11 protein-coding genes are annotated in these 15,219 nt (G+C 37.5%); all 11 read right to left on the reverse strand.

Annotated features, from left to right (window positions below; all coding sequences use genetic code 11):
• Positions 1–152: 152 nt before the first annotated feature.
• Positions 153–2,321, reverse strand: a complete 2,169-nt coding sequence (locus tag BMX24_RS17730) for a type VI secretion system Vgr family protein (RefSeq protein ID WP_089795152.1) — start codon at positions 2,319–2,321, stop codon at positions 153–155.
• 232 nt (positions 2,322–2,553) lie between these two features.
• A complete protein-coding gene (gene tssD / locus BMX24_RS17735) occupies positions 2,554–2,961 on the reverse strand; it encodes a type VI secretion system tube protein TssD (RefSeq protein WP_170835744.1) in 408 nt (135 codons plus the stop codon).
• 542 nt (positions 2,962–3,503) lie between these two features.
• Positions 3,504–4,496 (reverse strand): DUF2931 family protein, encoded by a 993-nt coding sequence (locus tag BMX24_RS17740; RefSeq protein ID WP_228404903.1) that lies wholly within the window; start codon positions 4,494–4,496, stop codon positions 3,504–3,506.
• A 58-nt stretch (positions 4,497–4,554) separates the two neighbouring features.
• A complete protein-coding gene (locus BMX24_RS17745; RefSeq protein ID WP_089795158.1) occupies positions 4,555–6,237 on the reverse strand; it encodes a T6SS phospholipase effector Tle1-like catalytic domain-containing protein in 1,683 nt (560 codons plus the stop codon).
• A 2-nt stretch (positions 6,238–6,239) separates the two neighbouring features.
• Positions 6,240–8,177 carry a type VI secretion system Vgr family protein gene (locus BMX24_RS17750; protein ID WP_089795160.1) on the reverse strand — a complete coding sequence of 646 codons (1,938 nt, stop codon included), beginning with the start codon at positions 8,175–8,177 and terminating at the stop codon, positions 6,240–6,242.
• Positions 8,178–8,221: 44 nt separating this feature from the next.
• The gene (locus BMX24_RS17755; RefSeq protein ID WP_089795162.1) at positions 8,222–9,094 is read right to left on the reverse strand and encodes a lytic transglycosylase domain-containing protein; all 873 of its coding nucleotides are present in this window, start codon (positions 9,092–9,094) and stop codon (positions 8,222–8,224) included.
• A 73-nt stretch (positions 9,095–9,167) separates the two neighbouring features.
• Positions 9,168–11,663, reverse strand: coding sequence for an ATP-dependent Clp protease ATP-binding subunit (locus BMX24_RS17760; protein ID WP_089795164.1), 2,496 nt, complete (start codon positions 11,661–11,663; stop codon positions 9,168–9,170).
• 286 nt (positions 11,664–11,949) lie between these two features.
• Positions 11,950–12,354 (reverse strand): type VI secretion system tube protein TssD, encoded by a 405-nt coding sequence (tssD, locus tag BMX24_RS17765; protein WP_170835745.1) that lies wholly within the window; start codon positions 12,352–12,354, stop codon positions 11,950–11,952.
• A gap of 189 nt (positions 12,355–12,543) precedes the next feature.
• Positions 12,544–13,503 carry a hypothetical protein gene (locus tag BMX24_RS17770; RefSeq protein ID WP_089795169.1) on the reverse strand — a complete coding sequence of 320 codons (960 nt, stop codon included), beginning with the start codon at positions 13,501–13,503 and terminating at the stop codon, positions 12,544–12,546.
• A 189-nt stretch (positions 13,504–13,692) separates the two neighbouring features.
• Complete coding sequence (locus tag BMX24_RS17775; protein WP_089795171.1) at positions 13,693–14,217, reverse strand: hypothetical protein; 525 nt, start codon at positions 14,215–14,217, stop codon at positions 13,693–13,695.
• 177 nt (positions 14,218–14,394) lie between these two features.
• On the reverse strand, positions 14,395–15,219 hold the full coding sequence (locus BMX24_RS17780) for a hypothetical protein (protein ID WP_089795174.1): 825 nt from the start codon (positions 15,217–15,219) through the stop codon (positions 14,395–14,397).

A 15,219-nucleotide genomic window follows, 5' to 3' on the forward strand; every position in this document is an offset into this window, starting at 1 on the left:
TGTTATTTTGAACCTTGGTTACTACTTATTTTTTAACACTAAGCTTCACGAAGATTTTTTTATTACTAACTCTTTTAGTCTCAAAAAGGTGCTCTGCTTAACAAAGACTATAAAGGTTTTTATTAAATATCAAATTATAGATAATTGGAAATTTAATTCAATTTCACGGTTCCGCTTACGATATTGGTTTCGCTTCCCCCTCCGATGTTAATTTTTGCACTGCTGAGATTTGCTTCGGTTTTGGCTCCCATTGAAAGTGTGGTTGTTCCGACATCCAAAGTCGTCGATTCAATACCGATTCCTGAGGTAGGATCTCCACCTTCCGGACCAACACCTATTCCTACACTGGCTGTACCGCCAACACCGATATTATCACCCTGAACCATGATTTCTTTACCTTTAATCACGATATTTCCATCTTTATCAAGGAAAATCGAGCTGCTTCCGCAAGTCAATGTGATTGAAATCTTACTGTCTACACTGATATTTCCGGCTCCGTCAAGAAAAACAGAATTTTGATCTTTATCTCTTACAGTCATTCCTCCACCGTCGTCGAGACTGATGGTATGACCGCTTTTGCTGCTTAAACTTTTAATATTATTTCCGGCTCCGCCGCCACCGCCAACACCGCCGTGGAACATACCTCCCATTACGAAAGGTCTGTCGGGATGCTGATGCGCGAAATTCACGACAACCTGGTCGCCAACTTCAGGAATCGCCATAAAACCACGATTTTTACTTACTTTTTCACTTCCACCGCCATCAGGAGTCATTACACGAATGTATTCCGTTGTGGTAGAACCGTTTTGCCAGTCAAACTGCACCTGAACTCTCCCCTGATTTAAAGGATCTGTGTTTGAAATTACCTTTGCAAACTGAGAATCTGCTTTCGGAGTCTGAAATTCAGGACGTGGGATGAAGCCCGTATCAGAAGCAATCGCATCAAAAGTCCCTGTATAATAACCTCTTGCATCCACCTCGTGATTCACTTCCGTGATCATTAATTTGGTAAAATATGACGTTTCATTACTGTCATTTTTTCGCATTTCGATATCTGCGATACAACCCGGATATAAAAACGGAACCGTCGTTGTTCCTGAAGTGACAAAAACATCAGAAGCCTTACTTCCGGCCGTTCCTTTCTGAGAAGTTTCCACATCCATGAAAGAGGCGGCTTTGATGGGTGCCACTCTCAGTGAAGGAGTTGTAAATGTTTTTTCTGAAATTTCATATGCCCGTTTTGCAATATCTGAAGTATGGGAAATTTTTGAACTTCCGGTGGTTAATTTTTCATTTTTACTGCTGTTGTAGCCGTAGAAACTTGGATTAACGTGTTGTGCTTTCATCCTGATTTTAACATCATTCACACTGCTTCCATAGGTTAGTTTCACAGGTTTTTCCTGAGGGGGAAGTTTCCCGAAATGCAGCACTTCACCGTCATAATAAAACTGTTCGCCATACGCTTCCGCCATTCTTGCCAGATAATTGTAATGCGTTTCTTCGTATTGAGAGCTGTAGGAAACATTTCCGTGCTGTGCATCGACCCTGAAATCGAATCTGCCTTGTCCGAGACCTTCTTTGATGACCTGATCTGCGATGCTGTTTAAGCTGATTTCCTGTCCGCCCCCAAAACTCTGAATATGCGGTGCGGCATCAAGGAGAACTGTCGGGCTCGATCCTGTAAGCACAATATTTCCAAGACTTCCTTTTTCCTGGCTGAAACCCACTTCTGTGATGACGCCCACGAAACTTCTTTCAGGGCCGTCTTCTACGTCTTTATATTTGAAAATAACCGTAATTCTTTTTCCCAGAAAGTTCTGTGCTTCCTCAAGGTTATGATTTTCCGCGCTTCCCAGGGTATCATGAGCCAACATCAGGCTGAATTCATGATGTCTGGTTGCACTTTGCTTTAACTGAAAATGTTTGAAATGCTTTACCGTTTTTCCTTCCACCACAATATCGAGCTTCACGACACGGTTGATGCCCTGAATCTGGCTTTCGGGAATTGCTTTTGCATTGTGTATTTTTGAAGTCGGCTGCTGTGACCAGACTTTGTCTTCTACCAAGGTGGGCGAATTGGGCTGTAATTTTTGATTCATCAGCATATTGGAAGCCCCCTGAACAACTCCGGTGTAAGCCTGAGCCTGAGCCAGTTTTTGAGTGGTCTTCTGAACAGTTCCCTTTGTTTTCTGCTGAATTTTTTCCGTCGCCTTGCCGAGCGCCTGATTTTTTGCCACCTCTTTCATTTCTCCCAATTGTTTTGTCATGGAAGGTTTTGCTGCTGAGGAAGGTATTTTTGGCGTATTGTCATCCTGAAACATAGCCTTAAGATTTTGGTTGGTTGGTGTGTTTTGTTTTTAAATGCTAAAATTTATTCGATAAAAAATCAAATAAATTCTCATTAATTCAATTTCAATAAAGTACTGGTTGCTCCTCCATTGAAGTGTCTGAAATAATTTAGTTTCAAAAAATGAAAAAAACAGAATAGCATTCTCTATGCGAGCGCACTATTCTGTAACCAATTTTATTTTTACTAAGATGATTGAATTTTAATTACTTAGCTCCCGGCCATAGACCTTCGTATTTCGAATTTCCGTAGTCGATTGTTTCTGCGCTTACGATGAAACTGATCAACATACTGTTTTCGTCTACCGCGTCAAAATCAACTTCGTGCTGGATTACATATCCGTTTTCCCATGTAAGGGTAATCAAAGTACCTTCTTCGTGAGATTTGTTGAAAGTGATTTCACCTGTTGTAGGCTTGTATTTTCCGTTTAGTAAGCTTTCAAGGATGTCAGATTTTTCAGTTGCTTCCACTGTAAGCTTAATGATTGCGTTGGAAGGGTCTGAAGCTACTCTACCAGAAACGTCCGTAGATCTTGAAACGCTGTAGTTTAGTTTTAATAATTTTTGAGCTTCGCCTCCGTTGAATTTTAAGATTCCTCTTGAATTTGCTGCCATGATTTGTAAATTTTAATCGTTAATATTTTGTGATTTGGTGTGATTTGTTGAGTCAAAGATAGACTACATATTTTTAACCTGAAAATTTTAAAATATCAATTTTAATTTTTGTCGTAATTCTACGATTTGATGTCGTAATTCTACGACAATGGAAATAAAACAATTCATAATTAATTAAAAACCAATACAATAAACTATAAATTAATAAAATAAAAATATTAATTTTTCACACTACAAAGGGAAATATTAAGAAAATTTAAGATATTTTTAATGATTGTTAACATTTATTAATTTTAATTTTTAAATGAAAAAAATCCGGGAAGATTTGTACTTTCCGGAATATTATTTTTTGTTAATTCACAATTTTTTTTTAACACATAAGTCACATGAGATTTAGATTTAAACTTAAAATATAAGATCACATGAGACGAAAATCGGAGATTTTTACAAATTTCTGTTTTCTTGTTTGGAGTTTAATAATAATGACCTTAAAATAATCGTGTTATTCTTTGTGCCTTTTATGGTTAAATTTTAAATTTCAATTATTTATAAGAATCATGAAACTCTCTTTCGGTTTTAAAAATCCTTGTGCTGTCAATTTTTATCGGATATCCTCCTACCAATACTTCGAAACTCTTATTATCAGGAGCGATTTTAAACTCAACATTGAAATTTTCGCCGGCATTTTCAAACTGGTCATCCGTTTCCAGCCAGTTGAAAAAAGCTCTTCCTATGTATTGTTCATCTTTTGCGGTTTCCCAGGTGAAATTCAATTCTTTCGGGATAGCTCTTTCTTTTATGGGAATTTTATCGATCCACGGGCGCAAAATGACCTCTTCTTCCCCGTTGTAATAGCTGATATTGGATTCGAATAATTTTAATGCTTTATTTTCAGAAGTAAACAATGGCTTCCATGAATATTTTCGCCTGTAATCGTCCCACTCTTTTGGTTTTACATCCATAAACCTGTTCTTCTTCATTTCTTCACGCGTAACAGATAATTTTGAGAAAAATTTTTGTTCTAATGCTTTATCATCTTTTATGACTTCAGCCTGAAATTTTCCCAACTCGATCTGAACGGCCCGAAACCTCAGCCAAACCACCACCATCCCTTTCGGAGCAAAACCGAAAACGAGCGTTGTAAAGCTATTGTAGGGATTTTCTGCATTGCTGTACCTTTCATTTCTTCCGAGGTTTTTATATTCTTCCAACGGTTTATCGTACAGAGAAGCTTCCCTCTGAGCGTAGGCACGCTGCATATATTCTTTAATTTTATCTACCGGAAAATCTGCTTTCAGGTGATAAAAAGTATCTTCATACCTCGAAAAATAGGTAATATCTGCACCAATGGGCGTTCCGTGCTGTTCGGTCCAGCCTTTGCCCGAAGTTCCCCATGTTCCCGATGAACTTCCGTAAGGCAGAGTTGCGGGAATGCCTTCCAATGTGATGATTTTGTCCTCGACAGGAGTAACGATCATATCATTGTTTGGGCTACTGATTTCTACATTGAATTCTGGCAGTTTTTCTTCTTTCATTTTCTGGCAACGTATATTCTGGAAAAGGAGTATAAAAAAAAATAATATTTTTATCGTTTTATCCATTCTGTATATTTCTTTTACGGTATTGGGCGGCAAGTGCGCCTCTTTTTTTCGGTGCATTGTCATTGGGCTTTGCATCGAGGCCGATCTGGTTGGCTTTTACCGACCAGTGGAGATATTGATTTCTTAATTTCTTTAAATCTTCTTCGCTAATATGTCCCAAATACGATATCGCCTTAATATCCTGCTTGTACTTCGCTGCAGACGGCTTTTTCCCTGCTTTAAAATCATCAACATATTTATTTCTAAGTTGATTGCAGGCATTCATATAAGAGGATAGCTGACTGTAGATTCCGCTTAAAAAAGGATCGTTTATTTTATGATTTTCATTAATTAAATCTTCCAGATACTTCACTTCATGCTGTTTTGAGTAGTGAAACATTTGGTTTAAAGGAATTTTATCATATTTATTGGAAAGTTTTCTTTTTCCTACAAGACCATAATATAGGGAAGTTTTGTTCCACCAGCGGTCATAATTAACATCTTTTTGAGTAAAATATTTGATTTCCAATTGATTTTCGTGATACCAACCTTCATCCACCACAATTTTTTTGAACGTTTCACATTCTTTGTGGGTATTTACATTGTCGTAAGGGTCGTAATAATCGCAATAAAGAACCGAAATTTCCTGATCGCCTTCACCGTAAGAACCGCCGATATCGGAATGTACTCCGGGAAGGGTGAATTCCAGGCCGTACAAGCCTGTACTGTCGATATTCGTTAAATCAAAATTATCCCTATATTCATCATCAGAAGCCAGCTGCAGCACAAAATTCACTTTTCCGCCTCCTACTGCATCGAGTCCCAATTGTTTGGTATCATTATCAATTCCGAAACCACCTCTGTGATTGAGTCCGTAAGACGCAACCGTATCGTACAATCCCGCAAAACGGAATTTGATCTCCTTCACCTCAAGATCCTGCGCCAGAAGGCAAGCCCCGAAATAACCATACCGCATGATAAACTGCAACTTAGAACCGTCTTTATCTTTAATGATCAGATTATCACTATTAATAAATTCAGGAGGAAAAACCTGTAAAATCTCTTTTCCCCGCGAATATGAAATCAATGCGGGAGAATTGGCAACGTGTATAAAATGCCTTGCTGCAGCGGCTCCACGACTGAAACCGAAAACGTTTACCGTAAGGACATTGATGGGTTTTAAATTATTTTTAAGCTTATCAACAATCGCTTCAGCGCCTTTTTTACAACCTTTGGCAACTTTCGCCACAACACCTGTACTTCCAATTCCCTGCGCAACACCTCCGATGACACTGTCACTTTTTCTGTCTTCCGTTCCGATGCCTTCAATATACCATGTTACCTGGTTTTGAGCGTTCGGATCTATCGTATCGTAACCACGGGCTACGTTGGTAAAATCGTTGTTGTAGCTATCGTCTTTATCGCTGCTGGCTTCTTCAAAACCACCGCCAAGCTGAGTGTTGGTTTTATTATTTTGTGTACCGTCGAAAAATAGATTTAAACTCACATCTATTGTATTGACGGGCTTATCATTAGGATTAATAGTTTGAGCCTTATTATAGCTCACTCCCGTATCTTTTCCTTTCTGTTCAACGGTTGCAGTACTGTTGTGACTGATGCCTTCTTTGGCAAAAGTCCTGTTATCTCCTCCCGTCTGCATGACTGCTTTTCCTTCTACAAAATACTCGATGCTCATTGTTAGTGATTTTTAGATTTCTCGCCACTATTATTCTGAACTTCTTTTTCTGCGTGATGTTCCACCTTTCCCTGGCTGCTTACTTCGACCCCTTTAAGGCTGGTTAATTTATGTTCCTTTTCACCATACACTTCCATATCTCCTTTTACGTAATGGCTCATTTTTCCGACAACATTGGTCATGAAATCTGCACCTGTCGTTAAATATTTCATTGAACCTACACTTTCCGTATGATTGGCCATAATGGTGTCTGCTTTATTCATTCCGACATTGGTGGTCATGTTTTCACCAACGTTGATATTCATATTTTTGCAGTTTAAAGTCATGGTTTCCGGGGCGGTAATTGTAATATTGCTTCCGGTTGTATCCAAATGAATTTCGTTTCCTGATTTATCGGTGATGATGATGCTTTCATCTTCTGTAAACACCACTCTGTGACCGCTTCTTGTCTGAATAGATTTCACCCTGTTATCCACTCCGCCGCCAAGTCCGACTCCGCCATGAAACATTCCTCCCATTACAAAAGGTCTGTCGGGATGGCTGTGAACAAAATTCACCATCACCTGATCTCCCACTTCCGGAATCGCCACATATCCTCTGTTTTGAGTGATCTGATCGGTTCCTCCCGCATCGGGACTCATCATTCTGATGAAATGTGTTGTATCATTGGTCTGCCAGTCGAATCTTACCTGTACTCTTCCCTGACCTTCCGGATCTGTATTGGAAATTACCGTTGCAATCTGCGGTTCAGCTTTAGGAGTTTTAAATTCAGGTTTCGGCAAAAATCCGGTGTCTGAAGCAATACCTTCAAAACTTCCGGTGTAATGGCCGATCGTATCAATTTCATGGGTCGATTCCGTTACCATGATTCTTGTGAAATAAGAAGATTCATTCGTATCCGGTTTACGCATCTGAACATCTACCACGCAACCCGGATGTAAAAACGGAACCGTGGTATTTCCCGATAAAGAAAATACATTGACAGCCTGACTTCCAGACGTGCTTTTTTGAGAATATTCTACATCGAGATGGGTTGATGCTTTAATCGGAGCTACCTGTAAAGCCGGTGTTTTATAAATTTTTTCGTTGTGTGCATATGCTGTTTTGGCCAGATCGCTCACATGCTGAACAGGAGTTTCACCGGATGTCAGCTTTTCATTTTTACTGCTGTTGTAGCCGTAAAACTGAGGTTTTGTGTGAACAGCTTTTAATTCAACCTTAATATCATTGGCGCTGCTTCCGTAGGTTAATTTTATCGGTTTATTCTGAGGCGGAAGCTTTCCGAAATGTAAGACTTCACCGTCATAATAAAACTGTTCGCCATACGCTTCAGCCATTCTTGCCAAATAATTGTAATGCGTCTCGTCGTACTGACTGCTATAAATAATCTGGGAATAATCGTTGGTATCAACTCTTACATCAAAACGGCTGGAATCAATGCCTTGTTTAATGACTTCATTGGCGATAATTCCCATATTCACCGGTGATCCACCCCCGAAACTCTGAACGTGCGGTGCCCCATCCAATAAAATTGTCGGGCTGTAACCTGTTAAAACAATATTCCCAAGGCTCATCTTTTCCTGGCTGAATCCTACGCCTGTGATGACTCCCACAAAAGTTCTTTCGGGACTATTTTCGATGTCTTTATATGAAATGACCGCCGTAAGACGTTTTCCGAGAAACTTATTGGCTTCTTCCAGCGTGTGGGTTTGCCGGTCTCCCAATGCATCATGAGCTAACGTAACGCTGAATTCATGATGTCGTCTTGAGCTTTGTGTCAGCTTAAAATGTTTGTAATACTTGATTACTTTACCTTCGATCACCAAAGAAAGTTTCACGAGTCTGTTGATTCCCGTATGATGGTTCTCCGAAATTCCGTCGGCATTCTGAGCGGGACGGAACGAAGGGTTTTTCAGTATATTTTGTGATTCTGTTTTCATATTACCTGTGATTTGGATCTGTTAAACATTATCGCTTAGTGTCGTTATTGTTTGGTAGTTAAAGTGTTTCCTTCTTTTATTGATCTTGAAAGTATTTTGTTTTTCCTTAATAAAAAATCAGGCATTAAATCTGTCGGAAGATATAATGTACTTTCCCCTTTCTGCTGAAGCTCTTCGGTAATTCCGGGATTCCAGGAGAGCAGCTTGTCGACTTCCACGTCGAGTTCGTCTGCAATGATATTTAAATTAAAACCTGCATTGATATCCGTCTCTGCCAATTGCTCGTTATTCTTTTTGCTTCCACCATTCACAAAGAAAACAGTGTTCATCCTCGAAGAATTGTAGTTGCTTAAAACATTTTGCAGTTCTCCCGTTGCATAGCAGGCGTTAAGATATTTTTTAACATGATTAATCGTTTCTGTCGGAAGATATTTATAAAAAACATGATATTGTGAAGAACCCGCTGCCTGCATTGCTTTGGCGATATTTCCTTCCCCGCAGTTATAGGCTGCCACTACCGTTACCCAATTGTTGTATTTTTTGTAAAGATTGGTTAAGGAAGTTACGGCCGTTTTGGTACTTTTATATAAATCCGTTCTGTTTTGTTCCGTGAGTCCGTATTGATTGGCATGAGCAGTCATAAACTGCCAAACACCTACAGCTCCGGCTCCGGAAGTAATGTTTCTGTCAAAATGAGATTCTATAAGCGCCAGATTTCTCAGATGTCTCGGTAATCCTTTTTCGGCTAAAGAATACTCAATAAAATCAACAATATCTTTATTGGCATTAATAATATTTTTGTATTTCTTCACACTGCTTCCCGAAGTATCGGAGGCAGAAAGAAATTGTGCATTCATTACATTTGAAAACAAAAACACGACCAATACCTGTAAAATATTCTTGTAATTTGGTTTCATTGTTAATATTTTTTAGATAAAATGTCAAAAAAAAGCAAAAGGAAATTGAAATTATCCCTTTGCAATTTATTTTTTAATCTACTTTCCAGCTTAGTTTTTCTTCTTCTGCATTCCAGTCTACATGAATCGTCTGTCCGGCTTTCACTTCCTCTCTTACAATCATTTTAGAGATCGGTCTTGCCAGCTGAGATCGGATCACTCCGGAAATCTGTCTTGCTCCGTATTTGCTGCTGAATCCTCCCAAAGCCAGGTTTTTCACCGCTTCATCACTGATTTCCAAGGTCATTCCTAATCTTATCAATGAAGTATGAAGAGATTTTAACTGAATATTAAAAATTCTCTCTGCAATAGATTCCGTGATCGGTGCAAAAGGAATAATTTCCGTAATTCTCGCCAAAAACTCCGGTCTGAAACGCCCTGAATTGGACATAATCTGCATTAATGAATTCGATTCCGGTATTTTTCCTTCCTCAAACTGCTTTACGATTTCCTCGCTTCCTATGTTTGAAGTAAATAAAATTAAGGCATTGCTGAAATCTCCTTCTTTTCCAAGCTTATCATGAACCTTTCCTTCGTCCATGATTTGTAAAAATACATCAAAAACAGAGTGATGCGCTTTTTCAATTTCATCAAACAACACCACCGTATACGGCTGTTGTCTGATTTTATTCACCAACATACCCCCTTCCTCGTATCCTACATATCCCGGAGGCGCACCATATAAAAGTGCCGCTGAATGTTCTTCTTTAAACTCGGACATATCGAAACGAACCATCGCTTTTTCGTCATTGAAAAGCAGTTCTGCCATAGATTTTGCCAATTCCGTTTTCCCTGTTCCGGTAGGACCTAAAAGGAAGAACGAACCGATTGGCTGTCCGGGTTTATTTAATCCGCTTCGGTTTTCAACGATTGCATCTGAAAGGATTTTCAAGGCATGATCCTGCCCTACAACCCTGTTCATCAACAGGCCTTCCATATTCAGTAATTTTTCTTTTTCCTGAGCCTGGATCTTACCAATCGGGATGCTTGTTTTGGCGGCCATTACCGCTGCCAGTTCCAAACGATCTACCTTTTCTCTCTTTACTGATGCGTGTTGTAAAAGTTCAGCGTATGTATCTTCAATGATTTTCTGAATCTGCTCAACCGGCATAGAATTGTCAATTTGCGGCTGCTCACTGAGAGAACCCCACAAAATCGGACTGATTTTATCTCTCAGTAAATTATACGTCCAGATCAATTCATCCGCTTTATCTTTTTCGTCTAAAAATTCTTCCTGTAGAATTTCGTCATATCTTGTTTTCCAGCTTTCCAGTTCTTTTTCCGAAAGCTCGTCCAGCATTTTGATTGCGGCCATTGTTCTGTCCAGCAAATCGATCGCTGCATCCGGCAATTTTTTACCTTTCGCATATCTTTTTGCCAAACGTACACATTCCGGAAGAGCCGTTTTTTCTACTTCAATTCCGTGGTGTTTTTTGTAACCTTCCAGCAAAACGTCGATCATTTTAACACAAGTTTTTTCATCCGGTTCGTTTACTGTCAACACTTCAAAACGACGATTGAAAGCCTGTTCCGGCTCGATGATCTTTCTGTATTCTTCCTGAGTTGTGGCTCCGATTACGGTGATCTCACCTCTTGCCAATTCAGGTTTCAAAAGATTGGCAACGTTTCCAATGCTTCCTTTCGGATCGAGAAGGGTGTGAATTTCATCAATAAAAAGAATCGCTTTTTCGATCTTTTTACATTCATTGATTACTTTTTTAAGACGATCTTCAATTTCACCTTTATAAGAAGTTCCGGCCAGTAAAGCTCCTGTATCCAGCTCTAAAAGTGTTCCGTTTTTCAACATATCAGGAACGTTTCCTTTGGTAATTTCGATGGCAAAACCTTCTACCAAAGCCGTTTTTCCAACTCCGGGTTCTCCGATGATAATAACGTTCGGCTTACTTCTTCGGCAAAGAATTTCAACCAGCATTCTTAGTTCCTTATCTCTTCCGATAATGTTTTCCAGCTCGCCTTTTCTTGCCTGAGCCGTCCTGTCTACACAATAATTTTTAATAGAAGGAAAAGAATTATCAGAATACTCTGAGCCGTTTGAAAAAATTGAAGAAAATTCTCCGTTTCCCGAAATTTCGTACGGAGTATCTTTCCTGTATAAATTGAAAATCTCATGTTCTCTAAGAGGCAGAGATTTAAGCTGTTGTAATGTAAAAGCAACCTGAGGCTTTACAATTGCCGTTAAGACACAAACAGGAGTAATTTCGTCTAAACCTAATTTTAAACGAATATCATCCGCTTCTTCTATGATATTATCTACGAACTCATCTTCTCCTACCTCATCCGGAAGATGCGTGGTTTTCGGATAATCTTCAATACGCACATCTGCCCATTCGTAAAAATAGCCCGGATCTTTGTCGATGCTTTTTAAAAATTCATTAAGGCCAATATCTTTATGCATTAAAGCCCGCAAAATGTGCGGTGCGCCGTATGTCGCATTGTAATTTTCCCTCGCAATCGACTGTGCAATATGAAAAAGCTGCTTTACTGTCTCGTTGGTTACTAGTACTCCCATCTTGTATTTTTATCAAAAATTAATATTATATCCGATTTGGTGGTAATCACCGATCATATTTTCGCTAAACCTCAGCAAAAATTAATCCATAATTGACTGAATTTTTATCATTTACTAAGATATTGGTTTTTTTCCAGAACATAAAATATGTCTAATAAAAGTGAGATATATAATTCTATTTAAAGCATAATAAAAATTTTAATCAGATATATTGATAACGGTAAAAAAAGACCGCCTTATGGGGACAGTCTTCTTTCTTCTTATGAATTTTAATTACGTGATTTTATTAACTTGAAGGCCATAGACCTGCATACTTCGAATTTCCGTAGTCGATTGTTTCTGCGCTTACGATGAAGCTGATCAACATACTGTTTTCGTCTACCGCGTCAAAATCAACTTCGTGCTGAATTACATATCCGTTTTCCCATGTAAGGGTAATCAAAGTACCTTCTTCGTGAGATTTGTTGAAAGTGATTTCGCCTGTTGTAGGCTTGTATTTTCCGTTTAGTAAGCTTTCTAAGATATCAGATTTTTCAGTAGCTTCTATAGTAACTTTTATAAGCGCATTGGATGGGTCTGAAGCCACTCTTCCGGAAACGTCCGTAGATCTTGATACGCTATAATTCAGCTTTAATAATTTCTGGCCTTCGCCTCCATTGAATTTTAAGATTCCTCTTGAATTTCCTGCCATGATTGGTAAATTTTAATCGTTAATAATATTTTGTGATTCAGTGATTGTCTTGCAAAGATAGGTGGCCTGGTTTCCTCCCGAAAGCTTTTGAAGAGCAATCTCATATTTTGTAGTAGTTCTACGATTTGATGTCGTAATTCTACGACAAATGATTTAACATTTATTTAACAAACCTTTATTTATCGTGCTTTATGACAACTCCTTTACCGAAAAAAAATTGGTACTTTTTACACCATATTGAGAAATAAAATACTTGATTTCTATATTTTTAACCATCCCGGTTTCCGTTGAGACAACATATTTCCCATGAAAATCAATTCCGGGTTGAGGCTGAATATTGTGCTGAAGTGTAATTTCGTTGGTATACTTTTCATCTTCCACTCTCTGTATTACCTCAATTGGAATATTATCTTCTCCTATTGTTTGTTTAATGAATGATTTTCCGTTTTTAAATTCATTTCGCAAAGAAGAGAAATACGTTTTGATAAAAATATCCTCTTTCATTCTCTGATCAAATAATTTCTTATCCAGAACAGCAAATTCAAATTCATCAAGGTAAATTTTGGCATATTTATCCGGAAAAAGATCAGACAAATTTTCCCTGATACTGCCAAAGCTGGCAATGGTTTCTTCTTTCAAACCCACATTCATGACCTCTCCTTTTTCATTGGTTTTGACGACGATCGGGTTCAGGGCTCGGATTGATGCTGCGGCAATATCATTCATCATACTTCCATGTTCAGTCGAAAAATTATTTTTAAAAAGATGAAATACATGAAAGTTTTCCTCTTTTGCTACCCATTTTAGCGAAACCGTGTACAACAGAATATTGTTTTTCTTATCCAATTCAGTTTCTTCAATTTCGGTATTCGTTACTGAAAATATCTGACTGAAATTTTCAGGTTTGAAAGGCAGTTCAGGATTCAGCTTGGGATCTTTGAAAGGCGCATCATTTCTGCTGTTGTATTCTTTGATTGTTTTACTATCCGGAATCAGAAGTTTTTTTCTTGGAATAAGCCTATCATGAATAATATCTTCTTTCGCACAATGCAAATTGTGAAATTCTTTAAGGTATTTGGGATTTTCAAGATGAATTTCTTCAGATATACTTTCCAGTGTTTCTCCGGAAAGAATAAAATGAACGATCATATATTTTTGTTTTTTGGATCAAACCAAATTAATCTAAAATTTTTACTTTACAAAATAGTTTTATGTGTATTTAATGCTGAAATATTAACAATTGATAAAAAATTTTTAATATTAATTTCAAAGGTTTTTAATTTTAATCATAAAAAAATCAGCACCCGTTTTCTGGATGCTGATTGTATGTTTTGTCATTTATTTTTGCTTGGTAAATTCCAAATATTTATCGCCGCACTGTATAAAATGCTCAAATTCGTTCATCGAATTGCCATAATTCTGGATAGTAATTTTGTCCCCATCATACAATCCGCCGATTTCACCCATTGAGATGGTAATCCCTTCCATCGCTTCCTCTTCTACTGAAGCATTTCCTGAGGCAATGATCTTAGATTGATCCAAAATTTTAAAGCTTGGTTTATCATTTACATTTTTGATTTCAATTGAAAATATTCCGCCATCACATGTTTTTGCAACATATTTTCCTTCAATAGCGTTTTTCAAATTAACATCCTTTGGATTTTTTTCACCCGTCTGATTTTCGTTGGCAGAATCTTTTTCTACAGGATTTGTTTTTTGAATTGATTTTGCACTGTCATCAACGGTTTGAGAGACCACAGCAGAATCTTTTACATTTTTCTGATTTTTGTGTTGATCTTTTTTACAAGAAAGTACAGAAAGTCCCGCCAAAAGGCAAAGACCGATAATATTACTTTTGATCATAAGGTTTTTCCTTTTTTAATGTAATTGCTTTTATCAAGAGCAATGCCAAATTTTATCAACTAAAAATACCATAATTTTTTAATCAAAAAATATTTTCTGTAAAATTAATTTCAAAAAAATAAAAAGAGGCTGTGTATGAAAACACAACCCATTAATTTTAAATATTACTGCAATAAATTAAGGATAATAAACTTTCACAACTTTCCCTAATTTGTAAACTTCAATTTTATCAACAGGTCCTTCAGGGGAATAATTCCATTCGCCGTCTTTCAAGCCATTGACGTAATTTCCGTCTTCAATAATGTTTTTATTATAATCGATTGAATATTTTTTCTCGATCCAGTATCCGTTTTTCACATGATTATTTGTGCTTCCTTTCAACTGATATGCAAAATCTTTTGCTTCTTTGCCCCATTTTTTATCAACTGTCGGTGTATCAAAATAGTCTAAAAAAGTTCCGTCTTTCACCTGAAATTGCAGATTTTTCAAGTCCTGTCCTTTCAAAACCACCTGAACTTTGTCGCCTTTCACTTCAGCATATCTCTGATAATTTTCTTCAGATTTCAGATCTTCAAAAACGATCATGCTGTTGTAAGGTTCGGTTGAAGTTTCATTAACTAATAATATACATTGATAATTGCCGTCTTCATAATTTATTTTCGTGTAATAAGATTTAAACGGAACATTATTAATCATGAAATTTTTATAAGGATAGAACTGTAATAAAGTATCATTGGAACCCACAAAAATATCCCACATATAAGGCCTTTCCACCTCTCTCTGAAAAGAATTTTTTAAGATCTTTTTTAATGATTTTATGGTTTCTTTGTCTTCAATCTTCTTCCCAACAGCATTTTGATCTACAGAATTAATGATATAAGAATCCGGTGTTTTTTCCACAACCTTTACTGCCGCAATACCTTCATTTTTTGAAGGAGCGGGTGTTTCCGACTTACAGTTTTTAACTTGAAATAAAAAAAGCAGGCAAAAAATAAACTTCAT

Origin of the sequence: Chryseobacterium wanjuense, from assembly GCF_900111495.1 — a bacterium.
GTDB classification, from domain to species: domain Bacteria; phylum Bacteroidota; class Bacteroidia; order Flavobacteriales; family Weeksellaceae; genus Chryseobacterium; species Chryseobacterium wanjuense.